A 20,000-nucleotide genomic window follows, 5' to 3' on the forward strand; every position below is an offset into this window, starting at 1 on the left:
GGACCCTTCAGAACTAGCCCACTCCGGGGTGCGCGGCCAGATTCCGCCTCAGATGGCTGGCAGCCGGACGGAGAAGCGAGCACCCCCGCCCGGCACATTCTCCGCCGTGAGCCGCCCGCCCATGCCCTCCGTCAGATGGAGCGAGACGGCCAGTCCCAGTCCCGTGCCCTGACCGGGCTCCTTGGTGGTGAAGAAGGGCTCGAAGAGGCGCGGCATCACCTCCGCCGGGATGCCCGGCCCCGTGTCCTCCACCCCCAGCACCACCTCCCCCGCCTCGCTCCACGTGGAGAGCCGGACGAGCCCCTGCCCTCCCATGGCCTGCACCGCGTTGAGCAACAGGTTGATGACGATCTGTGACAGCGGCCCCGAATCCGCCCGCGCGAGCAGTCCGGGCGTGAGGGCGAGCTCCAGCCGCACCTGCGAGAAATCCCGGCCCACCTTCACCAGCTGCACGCACGTCTCCACCACGTGCCCCACCTCCACCGGCCCCAGCCGCTCGCGCGAGGGGCGGCCGATCTCCAGCAGCCCCCGGACGATGCCGTCGATGCGCTGCACCTCCTGATCGATGCGTCCGAGGTACTCCTGCACCTCCGGATCCTTCACGCGGGCCCCGGCCAGCGACAGGTAGCCGAGGATGCCCGCCAGCGGATTGCCCACCTCGTGGGCCACGCCCGCGGCGAGCCGGCCCACGGTGGCCAGCCGCTCCGCCGAGACGAGCTCCGTCTGCGCCCGGGCCAGGCGCGCGTTGGCGGCCCGCAGCGCCTCCACCTGCCGCCGCGTGGTCTCCTGCTCCTCCTGGAGCGCCGCCGCCATCCGCGAGAGCGCCCGCTGGATGCGCGAGAGCAGCGGCCCCGGACTCTCCGGGACCGAGACGTCCAGCTCCAGCCGGCCGAGCTGCTCCACCACCACCTCGGTCCGCCTCAGCGGCCGGCCCACCATGAAGTCCAGCACCCCGTACGCCAGGACGGTGAGCAGCAGCAGATCCAACACCAGGAGGAAGGGCAGCGAGCCCAGCGTCCGCGACAACACCACCGCCTCCTGCGAGCCGTGCACCGAGCCGTGCCGCGCCACCTCCAGCAGCGCCAGCAACGGCCGCTGCAGGGTGAGCCAGGTGAGGCCCGTGCCCACCACGCTGAGCAGGAAGGCGACGCTGGCGATCCGCCACTTCATCCGCGTCCGCCCTCCCTCACCGCGCTCCCGCGAACAGCATGTCCAGCGGCACCGGCAGCACCTCGCGCAACAAGGGACCGAGCAACATCACCTCGAGCGCCGCCAGCGACAGCCAGGGGCCGAAGGGGATGCTGGTGGGGCCCGGCTCCCAGTCGTCCTCCTCCTCCTCCTCGTCCTCCGCCTTCTTCTCTTCACCCCCGGTGTCCACCGGCTCCGGGCCCACCGGCGGCGCGGGGGTGGACTCCGGCCCGGGCTCGGGGTCCGGCGCCGGTCCCGCACGCCCACGCACGAGCAGCAGCAGCGAGCCCACCACCGCGCCCTGCAACGAGGAGAGAAAGATGACGGCGAGCAGCGGCTTCCACGTGAGGAAGGCGCCAATGAGCGCGAGCAGATCCTTGTCTCCCGCGCCCAGCGCCTCCTTCTTGAAGATCTTCTCCCCCAACCACTCCATCCCCCAGAACACGAGGAAGCCCACCACCGCGCCGATGATGGCGTCCTGCACCCTCCCCCACCCCATCGGCCAGGACAACACCACTCCGGCGGCGATGCCCGGCCACGTCAGCTCATGCGGGAGGATCCAATGCTCCAGATCAATGAAGGAGAGCGGCACCAGCAACAGCACCAGCACCAGGGCGGCCACCAGCTCGGGGGTCCAACCAAAACGGCGCTGGCACGCCAGGAAGAGCAGCGCGGTGAGCAGCTCGATGAGCGGATAGCGCCAGGAGATGGGCAGACCGCAGGAGCTGCAACGAGCGCGCAGCGCGAGCCACGACAGGACTGGAATGTTCTCGTACCATGCGAGTTGATGCCCGCAACGGGGACAGCGCGAGCGGGGATGCACGATGCTCTCGCCCGCGGGCACGCGAGCGATCACGACATTCAAGAAACTGCCGAAGAGCAGGCCCATGACGAAAACCAACGTCACGGCCGCGCCTTCCACCGCCTGAGGAGTCACGTTCCGCGTCCCTTCGTTCCGCAAACATCTCCGGATGGCGGAGCATAGGGCCCAAGCGCGTCACCGGGGCAGACGTTTCCTGTCACCCGGTGACAAAAATTGGCACCCGAAAACCGTCACCCGCGCCGTGCGCCAGAGCCAAGATCCTGGATCAGCGTGGAGGCTGCGAGGGTTTGACCCTGGCACCGTTCGTGCTATTCCTCACGACGGCTTCGGCCGCAACCCCTCCTTCACCCGAAGGGAAATTCAAATGACCCGTCTGTTCGCCCGCAAGAACCGCGGCTTCACGCTCATCGAGCTCATGATCGTGGTGGCCATCATCGGCATCCTCGCCGCCATCGCCATCCCGAACTTCATCAAGTTCCAGGCTCGCTCCAAGCAGGGCGAGGCCAAGGCCAACCTGAAGGCCTGGTTCACCACGCAGCGCGCCTTCCTGCAGGAGAAGGACCGCTACGAGCAGGACATCAAGATCATCGGTTACGCCCCCGAGCGCGGCAACCGCTACGCCTACTACTTCGTGAAGGACCCGACCTGGGAGCTGCGTGAGGGCGCGGCCCTGAAGGCCGACCAGACGTCCGCCACCGGCATCACGGTGGACGCCGGTAAGTTCAAGGGCGCCACCACCAACCCGAAGTTCGTCGACATCGGCGTGTCCCACGCCGGCACGGGCGGCGCGCCCCTGAAGCCCGGCATCTCCGGCACCTGCCCTGGCTGCAACATCGACGCGATCGCCGCCGGTAACATCGACAACGAGACCGACGGTATCGACACCTGGTACATCTCCACGGGTGACTCCACGGGCGCCGCCAACTGCGGCAACGGTGACGAGACCATGGCCGTGGCCGGTACGCCGTTCATGAACTTCAACGACGTGGACTGCGACGCCACCAAGTAGTCGCTCCGTCGCCGGGCAGGCTCCCTGAGCCTCCGTCGAGAATGAAAGGACACTCGGGCATAAACCCGGGTGTCCTTTCTGTTTTAATGCCGCCCATGAGGTCGCGAACTTCCCTGCCTGCCCTGCTGGTCGGCGCCTTCTGCCTGACCGCTCTCGTCCTGCTCGCGGCGCCGCCTCGTCAGCAACCCCGAGGTCCCCACCAGGAGCCCCTGCTCCCTCGCCAGGAGCTGCTGCGCCTGGCCGGGCGTGGCTACCTGGAGCTGGTCGCCGACTATTTCTGGCTTCAGACCATCCAGGCCACCGGCCGCGCCTTCGTCGCCGAGGAGTACGGGGACATCTACCCGTATGCGGATCTCACCACGGACCTGGATCCGAAATTTGGCCTCGTCTACGTGTTCGCCGGCAGCGCGCTGCCCACCAACACGGGGCGGGAGATCTGGGCCAACACGGATGAGTCCACACGTCTTCTGCGCAAGGGCCTGAAGATGTTCCCGGACGATCTCAAGATGCACATCCTGCTGGCCTACAACCTGAGCGCCTTCCACAAGCAGTACCAGGAGGCCGCCCAGCTGCTGGAGCGGGCCTCGAAGCTGCCGGGTGCGCCCTCGTACCTGCCGGCCCTGGCCACCCGCCTGTATGCCCAATCCGGGAGCGTGGACGCGGGCCTCGCGCTGGCCCGGACCCTCGCGAGCTCCGCGGAGGACGAGGAGACGCGGGAGATCTTCAAGCAGCGTGTGCGGGACCTGGAGATGGAAGCCGAGCTGCGGCACGTGGAGGACTCCATCGCCCGCTTCCGCCAGCAGTTCGGCGTGGCCCCACCGGATGTGGACACGCTGCTGTGGCTGGGCTTCCTGGACAGGCCTCCGTACGACCCCAAGGGCGGCGGGTTCTTCATCGGAGCCGATGATCGCGCCTATTCCGTCACCCAGCAGCGGCGGCTCGAGATCTTCACCCCCGACAACCGTGGCTACCAATGGGCCATGCCCATGGAGCAGTGAACCCATGGACTCTCCCTCTCCCATCGAAATCCGAAACCTGTCCAAGACGTACCGGCTCGGGTTCCTCATGAACCGGCAGGTGCGCGCCCTGCAGTCGTTGGATCTCTCGCTGATGCCGGGCCAGGTGTATGGACTGCTCGGGCCCAATGGCGCCGGCAAGTCCACCACCATCAAGATCCTCCTCAACCTGGTGCAGCCCTCGGGAGGCGAGGCGCGGCTGTTCGGCCTGCCCCCGTCCGAGCGCGAGGCGCGCCGCCGGGTGGGCTATGTGCCGGAGAACCCCGCGCCCTACGAGTACCTCACGGGCCGCGAGTTCGTCACGCTGTCGGGACGGCTCAATGGCCTGAGCGGCAAGGAGCTGGATGACCGGGTCTCCGAGGTGCTGGGCATGGTGCAGATGACCCGCGCCGCCAACCTGCAGATCCGCCGCTACAGCAAGGGCATGGTGCAGCGCGTGGCGCTGGCGCAGGCCCTGGTGTCCAAGCCCGCCCTGCTCATCCTGGACGAGCCCACCTCGGGGTTGGATCCCGTGGGCCGCCGGCAGATCCGCGACCTCATCCTCGAGGAGCGCCACCGCGGGACCACGGTGCTCTTCTGCACGCACATCATCCCGGACGTGGAGGCGCTCTGTGATCGGGTGGCCGTGCTGGTGGGTGGCCGGCGCGTGCGCGAGGGCAGCGTGGCGGAGCTGGTGAGCTCGCAGGCCACGCACGTGGAGATGACGGTGGAGGGGCTGCCCCTGGAGCGCATCCAGGCCCTGGGCATTGCCCTGGAGCTGGCCCGTCCCCTGGAGAACCGCGTGCTGCTGCACGTGCGCGAGTCGGATTCACAGCCGATGCTCAAGCGTGTGCTGGAGCAGGGGGGGCGGGTCACCCAGCTGCAGCCCGCCCGCTTCTCGTTGGAAGAACTGTTCCTGCGTGCCCTGGAAGAGGCGAAGCAGGGTCCCGTGGGAGGAGAGATCTCGTGATGGGTCCGTTCATCGCCCTGGCGCTCAATGGCTTCCGGGAGGCCCGGCGCAACCGGGTCACCCTGCTGGTGGCCATCTTCGCGTTGGCCATGCTCCTGTCCACCACGCTCGTGCTGGAGGTCACCGTCGGCACGTTCGATCGCGTCATCACCGACGTGGGCCTGGGGGCCATGAGCCTGATGCTGGTGCTGCTCACCATCTTCCTCTCCAGCGGGCTCATCTCGCGGGAGATCGAGAGGCGCACCATCTTCCTCATGGTGTCCAAGCCGCTGTCGCGTGGCGCGTTCCTGGTGGGCCGGCTGGCGGGCAACATGCTCACCGTGACGGTGCTGCAGCTGCTCATGGCCGCGCTCTTCTTCGCGATGATGTTCTTCTACCAGAGCCCCATCAGCCCGGCGCACCTGGCGGCGGTGGGCATGCTGTGGTTCGAGCTGTGGGTGCTCAGCGCCGTGGGCTTCCTGATGTCCAGCTTCTCCAGCCAGATGGTGTCGGCCTTCGTCACGGTGAGCGTCTACTTCGCCGGCCACCTGTCGTCGGACATCTACGCGCTGGCCTCCAAGTCCCAGAGCGGCGCCATCCAGGTGGTGGGCAAGGCCGTGTACTACGTGCTGCCGGACCTCTCCCGCTTCAACTACCGGCCGCACGCGACGTACTACGCCCCCATCGCCTCCAGCGAGCTGCTGTCGGCCGCCACGTACGGCGTGGCCTTCACCGGCGTGCTGGTAGCGCTGGCCATCATCCTCTTCAACCGGCGCGACTTCCGCTGAGGCCCGGGGAGGCGGGGCTCAGGCCTCGTCCTCCCGGTCCGACAGTCCGTGCTTGGCCAGGCGGTAGCGGAAGGAGCGGAACGTCAGCCCGAGCAGCTCCGCCGCGCGGATCTTCACCCCGCCCGCCTGGGAGAGGGCGGCCAGCAGGTAGCGCCGCTCGGCGTCGTCCAGGTGGTGCTCCAGCGAGAAGCCGGGGCCGAGCTGCACCTCCGCCGAGGGAGCCGCCGCCACCGGCGACGCAGCCGGCTCACCGCGCAGCGTGGGCGGCAGCGAGGCCAGCGTCAGCACGTCCCCATCCGCCAGCGTGGCCGCGCGCTCGACGATGTTCTCCAGCTGGCGCACGTTGCCCGGGAAGGAGTAGGCGGACAGCACCGCCAGCGCCTCCGGCGAGAAGCGCATCCCCGGCCGCCCCAGCTCCTTGCGCTGACGCTCGAGGAAGTGCTCGGCCAGGAGCGCGATGTCTCCCGCCCGCTCGCGCAACGGCGGCAGCTCCAGCGTGATCACATTGAGGCGGTAGAAGAGATCCTCCCGGAAGCGCCCCGCCTTCACCTCGGCCTCCAGGCGCCGGTTGGTGGCGGCCACCACGCGCGCGTGGAAGGGAATCTCCGCCGAGCTGCCCACCGGCTTCACCTTGCGCTCCTGCAGCACACGCAACAGCTTCACCTGCGTGGCCAGCGGCACCTCGCCAATCTCGTCGAGGAACACCGTCCCCTCGCCCGCGTGCACCAGCAGGCCCGGCCGCTCCTGCGTGGCGCCGGTGAAGGCGCCCTTCACGTGGCCGAAGAGCTCGCTCTCCAGCACGCCCTCGTTGAGGGCCGCGCAGTTGACGGGAAGGAAGGGCTGGCCCGCCCGCTGGCTCTTGAGGTGGATGGCCTTGGCGATGAGCTCCTTGCCCGTGCCGCTCTCCCCGTGGATGAGGACGGTCGAGCGCGTGGGCGCCACCTTCTCCACCAGGCTCCACACGGCGCGCATCCGCTCGCTGCGCCCCACCCCCATCACCCCCGCGCCGGGCACCAGGTGCTCGCGCAGCGACACGTTCTCCTGGCGCAGCGAGCGCTTCTCCAACGCCTTCTGCACCAGCAGCTTCAACTCCTCGTTGTCGAAGGGCTTGCCGATGTAGTCGTACGCCCCCTCGCGCATGGCCTCCACCGCCGAGGCCGCCGTGCCAAAGGCGGTGATGACGATGACCTCGGGCGGCTCGGGCAGCGCGCGCGTGGCGCGCAGCACGTCCATCCCGCTCTGCGAGGCGCCCAGCTTCATGTCGGTGATGACCAGGTCCACCTTCGCCGAGGCCAGCACCTCCCGGGCCGCCTTCACTCCGTCCGCGCACGTCACCTGGTAGCCCGCACGGGCCAGCAACACCTCCAGGAACTCGCGCATCGACAGCTCATCGTCCACCACCAGGATGTGCACGGCCACGCTCTCCCTTTCTCCCCCTCAACCCTGCACCGGCAGCTGGATGAGGAACTCGGTGCCCTCCTGCGGCGAGGAGGACACCCGGATGTTGCCACCATGCGCGCGCACGATGGAGTACGCCGTGGACAGACCCAGCCCCGTGCCGCCCTCCCGGGTGCTGAAGAACGGCTCGAAGATGCGCGACAGGTCCGTGGCGGGAATGCTTCCCCCCGAGTCCCAGATGCGCAGCAGGGCCAGCTCGTCCGCGCCCTCCAGCGTCACCCGCACCCGGCCGCCCGGGCCCGCCGCCTGGAAGGCGTTGCGCAGGATGTTGATGAGCACCTGGCGGATCTGATCCGCGTCCACCGGCACCCGCAGCGGGGCCAGCACCTGCTCCACCCCCACCTGCCAGGCCAGGGGATCCGCCCGCAGCATGGCCACCGTCTCCGCCACCAGCACCTCCAGGTCCAACGCCTGCTTGACGGGAGGCGGCGGACGGGCGAAGCGCAGGAAGTCCTCCACCAACTTGGACAGCCGGTCCGACTCGCGCAGGAGGATCTCCACCAGCTTGGCCGACGAGGGATCCCCTCCGGGCTCCTGGACGAGCAGCTGCGCCGAGCCCCGCATGGCGGCCAGGGGGTTGCGAATCTCATGGGCGAGCTGGGCGGCCAGCGTCCCCAGGGCGGCCAGCCGGTCCGCGCGCTTCAGGTCCTCCTCGATGCGGCGCAGCTCCGTCAGGTCCTGGAAGACGACGAGCGTGCCCCCGCCGCCACTGCCCTCCAGCCCCGTCACCGTCAGCCCGAGCGTGCGCAGGCCCGCGGGCGTCTGCACCGTGAGCTCCCGGCGGCGCTGGCGGGCCTCCGGCCCCAACGTCCCCGGCAGCAGGGACTCCACGTGCAGGTCCGGCGGCAGCCGCCCCTCCAGGGACAGGATGGAGCGGGCGGCCCCGTTGACGAAGGTGACCCGCCCCGCCTCGTCGCAGGTGATGAGCCCCGAGGGCATGCAGGCCAATATCTGCCGCTGCAGGTTGTCGAGCTTCTTGAGGTCCGCCTCACGCTCGGACAGCTGCCCGCCCGTGGCCGACAGCTGGCGCGTCAGGTAGCCCGCCAGCGCGGCGATGAGGAAGAGGGCCAGCACGTTGCTGCCCAGCAGGAAGGCCAGGCGCTGCCGGCTGATGTCCCCCACGCCCAGGGGCGGCTCCAACCACCGCAGTCTCACCGCCATCAGCAGCGAGCCGTAGGCGATGGCCCCGGCTCCCGCGGCGAGCAGCGCGCCCCGGCCGTCCAGCACGATGCTCGCGCCGATGACGGCCAGCAGGTAGAGGAAGGTGAAGGGGCTGTCCCCCACTCCGGTGAGGAAGACGAGCACCGAGGCGATGAGCAGGTCCCCCACCACCTGCACCACCGCCGCCACCCGGTCCGCCCGGCCTCCGCGCAGCATGAGGCCGTACACCAGGGTGAAGAGGTAGACGAGCCCGATGACCGTGAAGGACAGCGTGTCGACGCGGCTGGGCTCCTCCACCAGCGGCTGCATCAGCAGCCGGGCCACCACCGCCACCAACGACAGACTGACGGCCACCGTGCGGAACACGGTGAGCCACACCAGCCGCGTCCGCAGCGCGTCTGCCTGCGGAGGCGCGGCCAGCACGAGACCACCGACGCTACTTGACGGCACCGGCGATGGCGAAGATGGGCAGGTACATCGAGATGAGGAAGCCACCGACCACGCCGCCGAGGAACACCATCATCAGCGGTTCGATCATCGCCGTGAGACCGGCGACGGCCGTGTCCACCTCGTCGTCGTAGAAGTCGGCGATCTTGTTGAGCATGGTGTCCATGGCGCCCGTGGCCTCACCCACGCCGATCATCTGCACCACCATGGGCGGGAACACCTTCGTCTCCAGCAGCGGACCGGCGATGTTCTTGCCCTCGGCGATCTTCCCGCGCACGAAGTAGATGGCCTCTTCCACCGAGCGGTTACCGGCCGTCTTCGCCGTCACGTCCAGCGCGTCCAGGATGGGCACGCCCGAGGAGATCATCGTGCCGAGCGTCCGGGTGAAGCGCGCCACGGCCACCTTGCGGATGACGGGTCCGAAGATGGGCGCCATCAGGAACACCTTGTCCATGAAGCGCCGGCCCTGCGGATGCCGGTAGGTGTACGTGATGGCCGCCGCGATGGCGCCGATGCCGCCGAAGGCGTGGAGCACGTACTTCTGCGCCCACTCGGACAGGTCCACCACGAACTGGGTGGGCGCCGGCAGCGCCTGGCCGAAGTCGGAGAACATCTTCGCGAACGTCGGCGTCACCTTGAGGAGCAGCAGCGCCGTCACGCCGAAGGCCACGAGGAGAACGATGGCCGGGTAGGTCATCGCGCCCTTGACCTTGCGCTTGAGCTTCTCGTTCTTCTCACGGTAGGCCGCGAGACGGTTGAGGATGTTGTCGAGAATACCGCCGACCTCACCGGCCGCGCACAGCTGGACGAAGAGCTCGTCGAAGACCTTGGGGTGGTCCGCCAGCGCGTCGGCGAAGGTGGAGCCCTGCTCCACCTTGCTCTTGATGGCGAACACGACCTTGCGGAAGGCCGGGTTGTCCATCTGGCTGCCGAGGATGTCGAGGCACTGCACCAGCGGAAGGCCGGCGTCGATCATCGTGGCGAACTGACGGGTGAAGACGAGGATGTCCTTGCCCGTGACGCCCGACCCGAAAGCGATGTTCAGGTCGGAGTCGAGAAGACCCTTGCGGCGGACCTTGACGGGATTGAGACCGAGCGACTTGAGACGGGCATTGACGGCCTCGATGTCGGAGGCCTCCATCTCTCCCTTCTTGGTCTCGCCAGACTTGGTCTTGGCCTCCCAGAGGAACTGGGCCGTATTCTTGGACTTTTGGGGTGCAGACTTCTGGGTTGCCGTTGCCGCCATACAGCCCTCCGAGGGGGATGTGAGTCTATCCCCTCAGTCGAATTTCGCGAATTAGCGTCCGCCCGGACCGGCCGGCCGCTGACCAGGCACGCCGCCACCCGCGCCCGACAGGATGTTGCGCAGCTCGTCCGGATCGCTCGAGCGTCCGAAGGCCTCTTCCTGGGAGATGAGCCGCCGCGCCAGCAGCTGCGCCAGGGCCTGATTGAAGGTCTGCATGCCGAACTTGGCCTGGCCCACCTGCATGGCCGAGTAGACCTGGTGCACCTTGTCCTCGCGGATGAGGTTGCGGATGGCGGGGTTGGGCACCATCACCTCCAGCGCCAGCACGCGGCCCGGAGAGCCCGCCTTGGCGATGAGCGACTGGCTCATCACGCCTTCCAGCACGAAGGACAGCTGCGCGCGCACCTGCGGCTGCTGGTACGGGGGGAACACGTCCAGCACGCGGTTGATGGTCTGCACCGCGCTGTTGGTGTGCAGCGTGGCGTAGCAGGTGTGGCCCGTCTCGGCGATGACGAGCGCCGCTTCGATCGTCTCCAGGTCACGCAGCTCGCCCACCAGCACCACGTCCGGGTCCTGGCGGAGGATGTACTTGAGCGCCGTCTTGAAGTTGCGCGTGTCCGCACCCACCTCGCGCTGGTTCACCAGGCAGTTCTTGTGCGGGTGCAGGTACTCGATGGGGTCCTCGATCGTCATGATGTGCTCGTGACGATCGGTGTTGATCTTGTCCACCATGGACGCGAGCGTCGTGGACTTGCCCGAGCCCGTGGGACCCGTCACCAGGATGAGGCCGCGCGGCTTCTTCACCAGCTCGGCCACCACGGGGGGCAGGCCGAGCTCCTGGAAGGTGAGGATCTTGAAGGGGATGGTGCGGAAGGCCCCGGCCACCGCGCCGCGCTGCATGTAGATGTTGGCGCGGAAGCGGGACAGGCCCTTCACACCGAAGGACAGGTCGAGCTCGTTCTCCTCCTCGAACTTGTGCTTCTGCGCGTCCGTGAGGATGGAGTAGCAGAGCTGCTTGGTCTCCACCGGGGTGAGCTGGGCCGTCTTGAGCGGCACGAGCTCGCCGTCCACGCGGAGCTGGGGCGGGGAGCCGGTGGTGATGTGGAGGTCGGAGGCGCCCTTCTCGACCATCGCCTTGAGCAGCTGGTGCAGATTCACGAAAACCGTCCTTCGGGTATGGGGTGTGGCGGGTGGTGCGAGAGCGTTAGAAGGTGTCGGGCGCCGTGTTGGCCACCACCTCGTCCAGCGTGGTGACGCCGTCCATCATCTTCGCCAGGGCCGACATGCGCAGCGAGCTCATGCCCAGGCGGATGGCCTCCTGCTTGAGCTCGGCGGCGGAGGCACCGTTGATGACCAGCTCCTTGAGGCCATCCCAGAAGGGCATGACCTCGTAGATGGCCACGCGGCCACGGTAGCCACGGTCGTTGCACTCGCGGCAGCCCACCTTCTCGTAGAGCGTGAAGGTGCCGAGCTTCTCGGCGGGCACGCCGGCGTTGAGCAGCGCCTGCTCGTCCACGTTCTCCGCCGGCCGCTTGCAGGCGGGGCACAGGCGGCGCGCCAGACGCTGGGCGAGAATCAGGTTGAGCGAGGCCGTCACGAGGAAGGGCTCGATGCCCATGTTGAGCAGACGGCTCACCGTGCCAGGCGCGTCGTTGGTGTGCAGCGTGGAGAGCACCAGGTGGCCCGTGAGCGCCGCCTTCACGCCGATTTCGCCCGTCTCGAAGTCGCGGATCTCACCGATCATGATGATGTCGGGGTCCTGACGGAGGAAGGAGCGCAGCGCCGCGGCGAAGTTCAGGCCGATGTCTTCATGCATCTGCACCTGGTTGATGCCGGCGAAGTTGAACTCGACCGGGTCCTCGGCGGTGGCGATGTTGGTGTCGATCTGGTTGAGCGAGGAGAGCGCCGAGTAGAGCGTCGTCGTCTTGCCGGAACCCGTGGGGCCCGTCACCAGCACCATGCCGTAGGGACGCTCGATGGCCTCCTTGAACCAGGCCAGCGGCTGGGCATCGAAGCCCAGCTTCGTCATGTCCAGCTGGAGGTTGCTCTTGTCCAGGAGGCGGAGCACCACCTTCTCGCCGAAGAGCGTGGGGCACACGCTGACGCGGAAGTCCATCTCCTTGCCACCGCCGAGCTTGATCTTGATACGGCCGTCCTGCGGCAGGCGGCGCTCGGAGATGTCCAGGTTCGCCATGATCTTCAGACGGCTGGTGATGGCGTTGCGCAGCTTCATCGGCGGACGCATCACCTCGTAGAGCGAGCCGTCGATGCGGAAGCGGACACGGAAGTCCTTCTCGTAGGGCTCCACGTGGATGTCCGAGGCGCGCTTCTTGATGGAGTCCTGGAGGATGAGGTTCACCAGCTTGACGACGGGGGCGTCGTCGGCGGCGCGGGCCATCTGCTCGACGTTGCCCTCCTCCTCCTCCTCCTTGGCCACCTCGATGTCGTCGGCCATCTCCTCCACGAGGGCGTTCATGTCCGGGCCCTTCTCGGCGTAGTAGCGCTCGATGGCCTCGCGGATGGAGATTTCAGAGGCGACCACCGGCTCCACGTTGTAGCCGGTGAGGAACTTCAGATCGTCCACCGCGTAGATGTTGGACGGATCGCACATCGCCACGATGAGCGACGGACCGGCGCGGTTGACGGGAATCACCAGGTGCTTCTCGGCCACTTCCTTCGGCACGAGCTTGATGATCTCCGCGTCGATGTCGAAGTCCTTCAGGTTGATGGCCGGGACACCGTACTGCTTGGAGAGGAAGTCGGTGAGCTTGGACTCCTCGATGGCTCCCGTCTTGATGAGGGCGGTGCCGATGCGCGTCCCGTTCTTCTGCTGCTCCTCCTGGGCCTTGCGCAGCTGCTGGACGGAAATCAGGTTCTCACGAACCAGCAGTTCACCAAGTCGACCGGACATTCAGATGGCCTCGAACGTTGAAATGGCTTGATGGCGCCCCTCGCATGTCAGCGCGAGAGGACACCCCAGGATGCGCCCAAACGTGAGCGCACCGATGTTTCGGGATTAAAGGAAGGGTCGCGCGAGCCTGTCAAGGCGGCGCCTCAGGCCCGCTCTCCCGGCAAACCTTTGAATCTACTCGGGAAAAGTTCACTCGGACGCCCGTGCGATGACCGCCCGAGCAGCCTCGACGTCCCTCTTGATCTGCCCCACGAGCTCTGCCACCGAGCCAAAACGGCGCTCGGCGCGCAGCCGCTCCAGGAACTGCACCCGCAGCTCGCGCCCGTAGAGATCACCCTTGAAGTCCAGCAGGTGGGCCTCGATGGTGACCTCGTTGACGCCAAAGGTGGGTTTGACGCCGATATTGGCCACCCCGGGGAGCCAGGTGGCGTCCGAGGGGGAGCCGGGTGCGCCGAGGAAGCGCACGCGGATGGCGTAGACACCGGCGGCGGGCCGCAGCTCGTTCTGGGTGTCCACGTTGGCGGTGGGGAAGCCGATGCCCCGGCCGCGCCCCTGGCCGGTGACGACGGTGCCGTCCAGGTCGAAGGGCCGCCCCAACAGACGCTGCGCGGCGCTGACACGGCCCTCGAGGATGTACTCGCGCACCTTGGAGGATGAGGCCACCACCCCATCCACGGTGACGGGAGGCACCACGTGCACCTGGGCCCCCCGTGCGGCGGCGGCCTCGCGCAGGGTGTCCGCGGTGCCGGCGCGGGCGGCGCCATAGGTGAAGTCGTAGCCCACCACGATGTGGCGCGCGCCCAGCTCGTCCAGCAGCGAGGCCTCGAAGTCCCGCGGCGAGTGGCGGGCGTACTCGCGCGTGAAGGGCTGCACCACGGCCGCGTCCAGCCCACACGCCTCGAAGAGCTCCAGCTTGCGCGGCAGCAGGGAGATGAGCTTGGGGGCCAGCTCCGGCTGCAGCACCTTGCCCGGGTGGGGCTGGAAGGTGAGCGCGGCGGCGGGCGCGCCCTGGCGCCGGGCCTCGGCGAAGAGGGCCTGGTGGCCCAGGTGCACCCCATCGAAGTTGCCCAACGCGAGCGAACACCCGGCCAGCTCCCGCGCCTCCGTCACACCGTGGAAGACCTTCATGAAGCGCCGGTATACCGCCAAAACCGTCGCTTTGCCCTGGCCAGACCGCCCCGGCCCATGCGAAGAGGCCCCCAGCGTCACGCATCCGTCATGGCCCGCCCCCGCCTCCTCCCCGAACCTGTCGGCCTCCACCTGGCCAAGCTGGAAACCCCTCCCGACTGGGACGCGGAGTTCGGCTTCTCCGGCCCCCTCGAGCTGGAGATCGGCTCCGGCGCCGGTGGCCACGCCCTGGAGTACTGCCGGCGCAACCCCCAGGTGCGCTTCGTCGCCTTCGAGTGGCGCAAGAAGTACGCGCGCGACACCCTGGACCGCGGCAACAAGATGGGCCTGCGCAACCTCCGGGTGCTCGAGGCCGACGCGCGCTTCGTCGTGCCGCGCCTCTTCGCCTCCAGCTCGCTCGACGCCATCCACCTGCAGTTCCCCGACCCGTGGTGGAAGCGCGCCCACTTCAAGCGCGCCGTCATCCAGCCCGAGTTCGCGAAGCTGCTCCTGGACAAGCTCAAGCCCGGCGGCCTCTTCGACATGCGAACGGACGTTCAGGACCGGGGCGTGTCCATGCTGGCCATCCTGGAGGACGCCGGCTTCGTCAACCCCCTGGGCCAGGGTATCTTCCACCCTTATGACCCCGAGGAGGTGCCCTCCACCCGGGAGCGGCGCTACCTGGCCAGCGGGGAGCCCGTCTACCGCGCGCGCCTGCGCAAGCCGGCCTGAGGAGCACCCGGGCCAGCGGGTGACTTGGCAGTCACCGGGCTTCCGGGGAAGAATCAGACGGCCCCGGAAGTCGAGGGTGCAGCGGGGGCAGGCGCGACATGGCGGACGGCTCGATCAAGAAGATGGGAGAGATGGCCCGCCGGACCCTGGCCACCCCAGCGCTCGCCGACCGCACCATCCTGCTCGTCGACGATGACCCCGCCAACATCCAGCACGTGCGCGAGGGCCTGGCCTCGCACGGCTACCGCTTCCGCGAGGCCCATGACGGCACCGAGGCGCTGCGCTCGCTCCGGGAGGTGCGGCCGGACCTCATCATCATGGACGTGGAGATGCCCCGGCTGGGCGGCGTGGAGGTGTGCCGCATCATCAAGGCCAACGGGGGCGAGGGCGGCTTCGGCTTCATCCCCGTCATCCTGGTGACGGCCCGCCAGGCCGCCGGCAAGGTGGAAGGCCTGGAGCTGGGCGCGGATGACTACCTGGTCAAGCCCTTCGACATGCTGGAGCTGTCCGCGCGCGTGAAGTCCATGCTGCGCCTCAAGGCCCTGCAGGACGCGGTGGTGGAGAAGAACCGCGAGCTGGACAACAAGAACCGCGAGCTGGACAAGGCCAACAAGGAGCTGGCCCAGAAGCGCGAGGAGCTGCTGGCCCTCACCCGGGTGGACGCGCTCACCGGCCTCTACAACCGCCGCTACTTCGAGGAGCGCCTCACCGAGGAGTTCGTCCGCTCCACCCGCTACCGCTCGCCCTTGTCGCTGGTGATGATGGACATCGACCACTTCAAGAAGATCAACGACACCTACGGACACCCCTTCGGGGACGAGGTGCTGCGCCAGGTGGCCCGGACCATCAAGGGCAAGCTGCGCGAGGTGGACTTCGTGGCGCGCTACGGCGGCGAGGAGATGATCGCCCTGCTGCCGGAGACGGGACCCAAGGAGGCGCTGGGGGCGTGCGAGCGGGTGCGCGAGGCCATCGCCTCCCTCCAGTTGGAGTTCCGCGCCCAGGACGGGTCGCGCCAGCTGGTGCGCTGCACGGCCTCGCTGGGCGTGGCCAGCGTGCCGGCCAGGAGCCTGCCGGTGATGGAAGAGCTGATGCGCGTGGCCGACGTCTGCCTCTACGAGGCCAAGGCGGCGGGCCGCAATTGCGTCCGCCAGTACCAGGAGGAGTCCCCGGGCTGATTCTGCCCCTTGGCGAGCGGGTCGGTTTGGCCTAGATGGCTAGAACATGCGCCTGCTGACCGCAATGCCGTTGCTCTTGCTGGCCCTGCTGGCCCTCGGTGGTTGCGACCGGGCTGGTTCCATGCCGCCCGACAAGGCCTACCAGTCCTTCCTCGAGGCCCTGCGACGGGGAGACGAGAAGAAGGCCTGGTCCGCCCTCTCCCAGCCCACCCAGGAAGCACTCAAGGCCCGGGCCGAGACCGCCGCCCAGGCTTCTGGAGGCGCGGTGAAGGCGGATCCGGTAGCCTTCTTCTTCGCGAATGTTCCTCCCCCCGCCGATGTTACGGAGGTCTCGGTATTACGCGAGGAAGGGGATGTGGCGGAGGTGGGCGTGGTTTCCTCGAATGTAAAGAGCCAGGTCCGGATGGTGCGTGAACCGTCCGGATGGAAGATTGACTTGACGAAGTCCCTCCAGCAGCCGTGAGAACAGGCCTCCCCCAGGCCGCTCGCGCTTCAGGTAGCCTAAGAACGTGAACGATCGGAAGCCACGGCGGATTGCCCCCGCAGTCGAGGTCATCCGGCGCCCTGCCAGCACTCCCGGCACCGCGGCGCCGAGCCCGACTCCCACCAGTACTGTCTCGCCCCGGCCTACGCCTACGCCGCGGCCCACTCCCACCCCATCCCCGGCGGCGCCCACCGTCTCCGTGACGCCGCGGCCCACGCCGCGGCCCACGCCGACCCCGGCCCCAGCCCCGATTGCGGCGCCCTCCGGCCCTCCCGAGGCCCCGGCGGCCGTGGCCCCCGTCGCGCCCGTCGCGCCCCGGACGGTCGTCCCCGCCCCCACCGCGCCCCGGCCCGCTCCTTCCGCCGGCCGCGCGCCCGGTGCGGGACCCGGCTCGCGTCCCGGTGGTGGCTTCGGACGCCCCCGGACGCCCCGGCCCCCTCCCACCCCCGAGCAGATTCTCGCGCTCGCCACCAAGGAGCATGTGCCAGCGCGCATCGCCAAGGGTGAGCTCGAGGGCAAGATGAAGTGCCGGGTGTGGCGCAAGCTGCACGCCGAGGAGGCCAAGCGCTTCGACCAGGTGTACGCGCTCATGGGCCAGAACCCCGGCCTGTCGCTCCCCGACGCCTTCGGCGTGCTGCAGAGCGGCCTGTCCGTGACCGACTTCCTCGCGCGCAAGGAGCGCACCCAGCGCAAGGCCGCCGTGAAGCAGGCCCGCGGCGAGGTGGACGACTCCTCGGTGAGCGTCTTCATCAACGGGCTGCTCGAGTCGAAGACGGAGCTGGCCGTGGTGCTGGGCGAGCGCACCGTGCTCGACACGCTGTCGTCCGTGGAGCCCATCTCCTTCGTGCTCGGCCGCAGCGGCCGGCTGGAGAAGCTCCAGGTCGTCATGATCACCCGCCGCTCGGACTGGGAGCAGCTCACGCCCCAGCTCGAGCGCGACCAGAAGCTGGCCCAGAAGCCCGCCAATGTCGCGCGCCAGCCCGACAAGCGCCCCTACTCGGATCCCCGCCCCTTCCTGCCCCACCAGGGGCAGCTCGTGCACCTCACGCTGCGCAACGGCATCCAGCTGTCCATGCGCCTGCGCGTGGTGGGACGCTTCGACCTCATCGTCGGCGAGGACGCCCACGAGGTGTTCATCCCCCTGCACGCCCTGGTCCGCTTCTCGGCCGAGGAGGCCGCGGACGAGGACATGGATACCGACACCGACACCGAGAGCTCCGGCGATGAAGCCGGAGAGAACGACTAGCCCCGAGGACCCGCGATGCCCTTCCTCTCCAAGATCATCAAGCCGCTGCTGGCCCTCACCCTCTCGGCCGCCATCCTGGGCTCCCAGGGCTGCACCAAGGACCCGAAGCCGGCGGCGGAGCCCGCCGCCGCCGCTCCCGCCCAGCCGGCGGCGAAGCCCGGTGAGCCGCGCACCATCGCGCTCTCCGTCACCGAGAAGGGCTACGAGCCGAGCCCCGTCACCCTCAAGCAGGGCGAGCCCGTGAAGCTGGTGCTGACCCGCACCACGGACCACACCTGCGCGACGGAGATCGTCCTCGAGGACTACAACATCAACACCCCGCTGCCCCTCAACCAGCCGGTGGAGGTGGCCTTCACCCCCAACAAGACGGGCAAGCTCGTCTACGGCTGCGCCATGGGGAAGATGGTCAGCGGCGTGTTCATGGTGGAGTAGCTCCACTCCTTCGATTCCGCCGTCCCCAGGGGGCCGGCCACACCCGCGCGGTGTGGAGGCCCCCTTCGTGTATCAGTCCAGCGACTCCCCGGAGTCCTCCGTCCCCACGGCAGCGGGCTGATCCACCGCGGCGGGCTGCTGCTCGGAGACGGTCTCGGGCATGGGAACCGGGCACTCGAGCGAGCGGGCCCACGTCGCGGCCCGGTGACGCGCGAGGTGGAAGGCCGGCCAGCCTCCCGGCATCGGCTCGGTGAACCGGCAGAACATGCCGTGGACGTTCCGAGCGAACACGCTGTCGGGCGCCAGCGCCATCTGCGCGGCCAGCTCCGGCGCCGCATCCTCGGACAGCGAGACCATGTACCCATCGTCCAGCGAGTCACCGGCCGCGAACCGCGCGAGGTTGCCCCGCGCGATGAAGGCGTCCGGGTTGAGCACGTTGAGCGCCGCGAGGAAGCCGAGCGCCCCCACGAAGGCCCCGATGGCGAAGCGCTCCGGGCGCCACCACAGCGTCACCGCGCGCCACACCAGCACCCCGGCCAGCGCCACCATGAAGACGTGCGTGTACACGCGCAGGTGCGTGTAGCCGTACGCGGACTCGTAGAGCGCCATGCGCTTCATCGCCGACGCCAGGATGACCAGCACCAGGCCCACCATCACCGAGCATGCCACCCGGAAGGCGGTGACCTGCCCCTCGCTCCGCAGCCGCGTCCAGCGCGCCAGCGCCAGGCTCAGCCCCAGCGTCATCACCGACACCGCCAGCAGCTCGAAGAAGCCGCGCCGCGCGTACTCCGAGTAGCTGATGAACCTCGCCGGCAGCTCGGCCGCGCCGAAGAGGAAGGCGAGCTGGATGGCCGTGAAGCCCAGGAAGAGCAGGTCCACCAGGCCCACCAGCGTGAGGCTCTCGACGAAGCCCAGGCGGGCCTCCACCGGCGCCACCTCCGTCTCACCCGCCTCCACGCCGTTGCGGCGCCGCCGCTGCGCATGGGCCAGCAGCCCGAGCACCCCGAACGCGCTGCCCCCCACGAACACCAGCCGCAACACCGTCTCCAGGAACGTCATGCCCGGATTGAAGGCCAGCACCCGCGCCACCGCGTCCTCGAAGACCGCGTCCGCCGAGACGAGCAGCGCGGTGAAGATGAACAGCACGGGCACGGCGAGCAGCGCGCCCCGCACCACCGGCATCAGCTTGGGCACCTGCCTGCGGGCCGAGGACAGGTCCACCTCCGCGCGCAGTACGCCCGGCGGCAACAGCGCGGCATGGAAGAAGGCGCCGAGCGCCGTGAACGGGTAGCTCCACAGTCCGAGCCGCTCCACCCGGCCCGCCGCCCAGAAGTGCGTCACCAGCAGCAGCAGGAAGCCCGAGGCGAGCACGTTGAGCGTCGTGAGGAACGGACTCGCGCGCACGAACACCATCCCGGAGAAGAACAGCAGCGGCACGAGCAGCCACGCGTTGGGACGGGCCCGCTGCCAGCCCTCGCGCCCGCCCAGGCCGAGCAGCGCCGCGAGCAACAGCACGACGAAGAGCGGGAAGGAGATGCCGAGCGCGGGCCCATCGAAGAACACCTCGGCGCAGACGCCCAGCCCGAGCGACGCGAGCATCGTCGCGAGAGGCCGGCGCAGACGCGGGACGGCGGGGGCCGAGGCAACATCATCGGTATCGGTCGGGAAGCCAGTGGCGGCGGTCGTCATACGGAACTCCGAGAGCGCGTGTTCGCCCGGTGTTGTGCAAGGTTGGGCCCAACCGGGGTGCCGGCGAGGGCTCGCGCGCCGAACGGTCGGTTCGCGGCGCCGAACGGTCGCGACCCCGTACAGCGCGTGGACCCCCGCGCCGCCCCACCCGGCTTCACGT

Annotated in this window: 18 protein-coding genes; 9 read left to right on the plus strand and 9 right to left on the minus strand. The window is 68.9% G+C overall.

Translation table 11 applies throughout. The features are described from left to right. Positions 1-48: 48 nt before the first annotated feature. Together AC16DP_RS18070 and AC16DP_RS18075 are read right to left on the minus strand one after the other, a co-directional pair. Positions 49-1,170 (minus strand): sensor histidine kinase, encoded by a 1,122-nt coding sequence (locus tag AC16DP_RS18070; RefSeq protein ID WP_329729374.1) that lies wholly within the window; start codon positions 1,168-1,170, stop codon positions 49-51. Between the two features lie 16 nt (positions 1,171-1,186). Beyond that, positions 1,187-2,077, minus strand: a complete 891-nt coding sequence (locus AC16DP_RS18075; RefSeq protein WP_329729405.1) for a prepilin peptidase — start codon at positions 2,075-2,077, stop codon at positions 1,187-1,189. A gap of 298 nt (positions 2,078-2,375) precedes the next feature. On the opposite strand from AC16DP_RS18075, the gene AC16DP_RS18080 reads away from it, so the two are divergent. The 4 genes from AC16DP_RS18080 (at position 2,376) to AC16DP_RS18095 (ending at position 5,752) form a co-directional block, all read left to right on the plus strand. Continuing rightward, positions 2,376-3,020 carry a prepilin-type N-terminal cleavage/methylation domain-containing protein gene (locus AC16DP_RS18080; RefSeq protein WP_329729375.1) on the plus strand — a complete coding sequence of 215 codons (645 nt, stop codon included), beginning with the start codon at positions 2,376-2,378 and terminating at the stop codon, positions 3,018-3,020. Between the two features lie 95 nt (positions 3,021-3,115). Beyond that, positions 3,116-4,018 carry a hypothetical protein gene (locus tag AC16DP_RS18085; RefSeq protein WP_329729376.1) on the plus strand — a complete coding sequence of 301 codons (903 nt, stop codon included), beginning with the start codon at positions 3,116-3,118 and terminating at the stop codon, positions 4,016-4,018. Between the two features lie 4 nt (positions 4,019-4,022). Next, entirely contained in the window at positions 4,023-4,985 is a 963-nt protein-coding gene (locus AC16DP_RS18090) for an ABC transporter ATP-binding protein (protein ID WP_329729377.1), read from the plus strand. Then, the gene (locus AC16DP_RS18095; RefSeq protein WP_329729406.1) at positions 4,985-5,752 is read left to right on the plus strand and encodes an ABC transporter permease; all 768 of its coding nucleotides are present in this window, start codon (positions 4,985-4,987) and stop codon (positions 5,750-5,752) included. Before AC16DP_RS18090 ends, AC16DP_RS18095 begins: the two co-directional genes overlap by 1 nt. Before the next feature lie 18 nt (positions 5,753-5,770). On the opposite strand, the gene AC16DP_RS18100 is transcribed toward AC16DP_RS18095, so the two are convergent. The 6 genes from AC16DP_RS18100 to AC16DP_RS18125 all read right to left on the minus strand — a co-directional run bounded on the left by AC16DP_RS18100 (position 5,771) and on the right by AC16DP_RS18125 (position 14,103). After that, positions 5,771-7,165: a sigma-54-dependent transcriptional regulator gene (locus tag AC16DP_RS18100; RefSeq protein ID WP_329729407.1), complete on the minus strand. Its 1,395-nt coding sequence runs from the start codon at positions 7,163-7,165 to the stop codon at positions 5,771-5,773. A 24-nt stretch (positions 7,166-7,189) separates the two neighbouring features. After that, the gene (locus tag AC16DP_RS18105) at positions 7,190-8,794 is read right to left on the minus strand and encodes a two-component system sensor histidine kinase NtrB (protein ID WP_329729378.1); all 1,605 of its coding nucleotides are present in this window, start codon (positions 8,792-8,794) and stop codon (positions 7,190-7,192) included. A 13-nt stretch (positions 8,795-8,807) separates the two neighbouring features. Next, positions 8,808-10,064, minus strand: a complete 1,257-nt coding sequence (gene pilC, locus AC16DP_RS18110) for a type IV pilus assembly protein PilC (protein WP_329729379.1) — start codon at positions 10,062-10,064, stop codon at positions 8,808-8,810. Between the two features lie 51 nt (positions 10,065-10,115). Next, entirely contained in the window at positions 10,116-11,222 is a 1,107-nt protein-coding gene (locus AC16DP_RS18115; protein WP_329729380.1) for a type IV pilus twitching motility protein PilT, read from the minus strand. Positions 11,223-11,268: 46 nt separating this feature from the next. Next, positions 11,269-12,975 carry a type IV-A pilus assembly ATPase PilB gene (pilB, locus tag AC16DP_RS18120; protein WP_329729381.1) on the minus strand — a complete coding sequence of 569 codons (1,707 nt, stop codon included), beginning with the start codon at positions 12,973-12,975 and terminating at the stop codon, positions 11,269-11,271. 189 nt (positions 12,976-13,164) lie between these two features. Further along, on the minus strand, positions 13,165-14,103 hold the full coding sequence (locus tag AC16DP_RS18125; RefSeq protein ID WP_329729382.1) for a bifunctional riboflavin kinase/FAD synthetase: 939 nt from the start codon (positions 14,101-14,103) through the stop codon (positions 13,165-13,167). Positions 14,104-14,193: 90 nt separating this feature from the next. Here AC16DP_RS18125 and trmB point away from each other — a divergent pair, with 90 nt between their 5' ends. From trmB to AC16DP_RS18150, 5 genes are all read left to right on the plus strand, one after another. Continuing rightward, entirely contained in the window at positions 14,194-14,814 is a 621-nt protein-coding gene (gene trmB, locus AC16DP_RS18130) for a tRNA (guanine(46)-N(7))-methyltransferase TrmB (RefSeq protein ID WP_329729383.1), read from the plus strand. Between the two features lie 98 nt (positions 14,815-14,912). After that, entirely contained in the window at positions 14,913-15,989 is a 1,077-nt protein-coding gene (locus AC16DP_RS18135) for a diguanylate cyclase (RefSeq protein ID WP_329729384.1), read from the plus strand. Positions 15,990-16,035: 46 nt separating this feature from the next. Continuing rightward, on the plus strand, positions 16,036-16,452 hold the full coding sequence (locus tag AC16DP_RS18140) for a hypothetical protein (protein WP_329729385.1): 417 nt from the start codon (positions 16,036-16,038) through the stop codon (positions 16,450-16,452). Positions 16,453-16,762: 310 nt separating this feature from the next. Further along, positions 16,763-17,719: a hypothetical protein gene (locus AC16DP_RS18145; protein WP_329729386.1), complete on the plus strand. Its 957-nt coding sequence runs from the start codon at positions 16,763-16,765 to the stop codon at positions 17,717-17,719. Positions 17,720-17,734: 15 nt separating this feature from the next. After that, complete coding sequence (locus AC16DP_RS18150; RefSeq protein ID WP_329729387.1) at positions 17,735-18,151, plus strand: cupredoxin domain-containing protein; 417 nt, start codon at positions 17,735-17,737, stop codon at positions 18,149-18,151. Positions 18,152-18,223: 72 nt separating this feature from the next. Here the strand turns inward: AC16DP_RS18150 and AC16DP_RS18155 are convergent, their stop codons facing one another. Then, positions 18,224-19,840: a DUF4153 domain-containing protein gene (locus tag AC16DP_RS18155; protein ID WP_329729388.1), complete on the minus strand. Its 1,617-nt coding sequence runs from the start codon at positions 19,838-19,840 to the stop codon at positions 18,224-18,226. Positions 19,841-20,000: the final 160 nt, after the last annotated feature.

It is taken from the genome of Archangium sp., from assembly GCF_057119385.1.

Bases quoted from the DNA above. Each gene is read 5' to 3' on its own strand.
- AC16DP_RS18070 (WP_329729374.1), bottom strand. From the start codon at position 1,170: ATGAAGTGGCGGATCGCCAGCGTCGCCTTCCTGCTCAGCGTGGTGGGC.
- AC16DP_RS18075 (WP_329729405.1), bottom strand. From the start codon at position 2,077: ATGGGCCTGCTCTTCGGCAGTTTCTTGAATGTCGTGATCGCTCGCGTG.
- AC16DP_RS18080 (WP_329729375.1), top strand. From the start codon at position 2,376: ATGACCCGTCTGTTCGCCCGCAAGAACCGCGGCTTCACGCTCATCGAG.
- AC16DP_RS18085 (WP_329729376.1), top strand. From the start codon at position 3,116: ATGAGGTCGCGAACTTCCCTGCCTGCCCTGCTGGTCGGCGCCTTCTGC.
- AC16DP_RS18090 (WP_329729377.1), top strand. From the start codon at position 4,023: ATGGACTCTCCCTCTCCCATCGAAATCCGAAACCTGTCCAAGACGTAC.
- AC16DP_RS18095 (WP_329729406.1), top strand. From the start codon at position 4,985: ATGGGTCCGTTCATCGCCCTGGCGCTCAATGGCTTCCGGGAGGCCCGG.
- pilC (WP_329729379.1), bottom strand. From the start codon at position 10,064: ATGGCGGCAACGGCAACCCAGAAGTCTGCACCCCAAAAGTCCAAGAAT.
- pilB (WP_329729381.1), bottom strand. From the start codon at position 12,975: ATGTCCGGTCGACTTGGTGAACTGCTGGTTCGTGAGAACCTGATTTCC.
- AC16DP_RS18125 (WP_329729382.1), bottom strand. From the start codon at position 14,103: ATGAAGGTCTTCCACGGTGTGACGGAGGCGCGGGAGCTGGCCGGGTGT.
- trmB (WP_329729383.1), top strand. From the start codon at position 14,194: ATGGCCCGCCCCCGCCTCCTCCCCGAACCTGTCGGCCTCCACCTGGCC.
- AC16DP_RS18135 (WP_329729384.1), top strand. From the start codon at position 14,913: ATGGCGGACGGCTCGATCAAGAAGATGGGAGAGATGGCCCGCCGGACC.
- AC16DP_RS18140 (WP_329729385.1), top strand. From the start codon at position 16,036: ATGCGCCTGCTGACCGCAATGCCGTTGCTCTTGCTGGCCCTGCTGGCC.
- AC16DP_RS18150 (WP_329729387.1), top strand. From the start codon at position 17,735: ATGCCCTTCCTCTCCAAGATCATCAAGCCGCTGCTGGCCCTCACCCTC.
- AC16DP_RS18155 (WP_329729388.1), bottom strand. From the start codon at position 19,840: ATGACGACCGCCGCCACTGGCTTCCCGACCGATACCGATGATGTTGCC.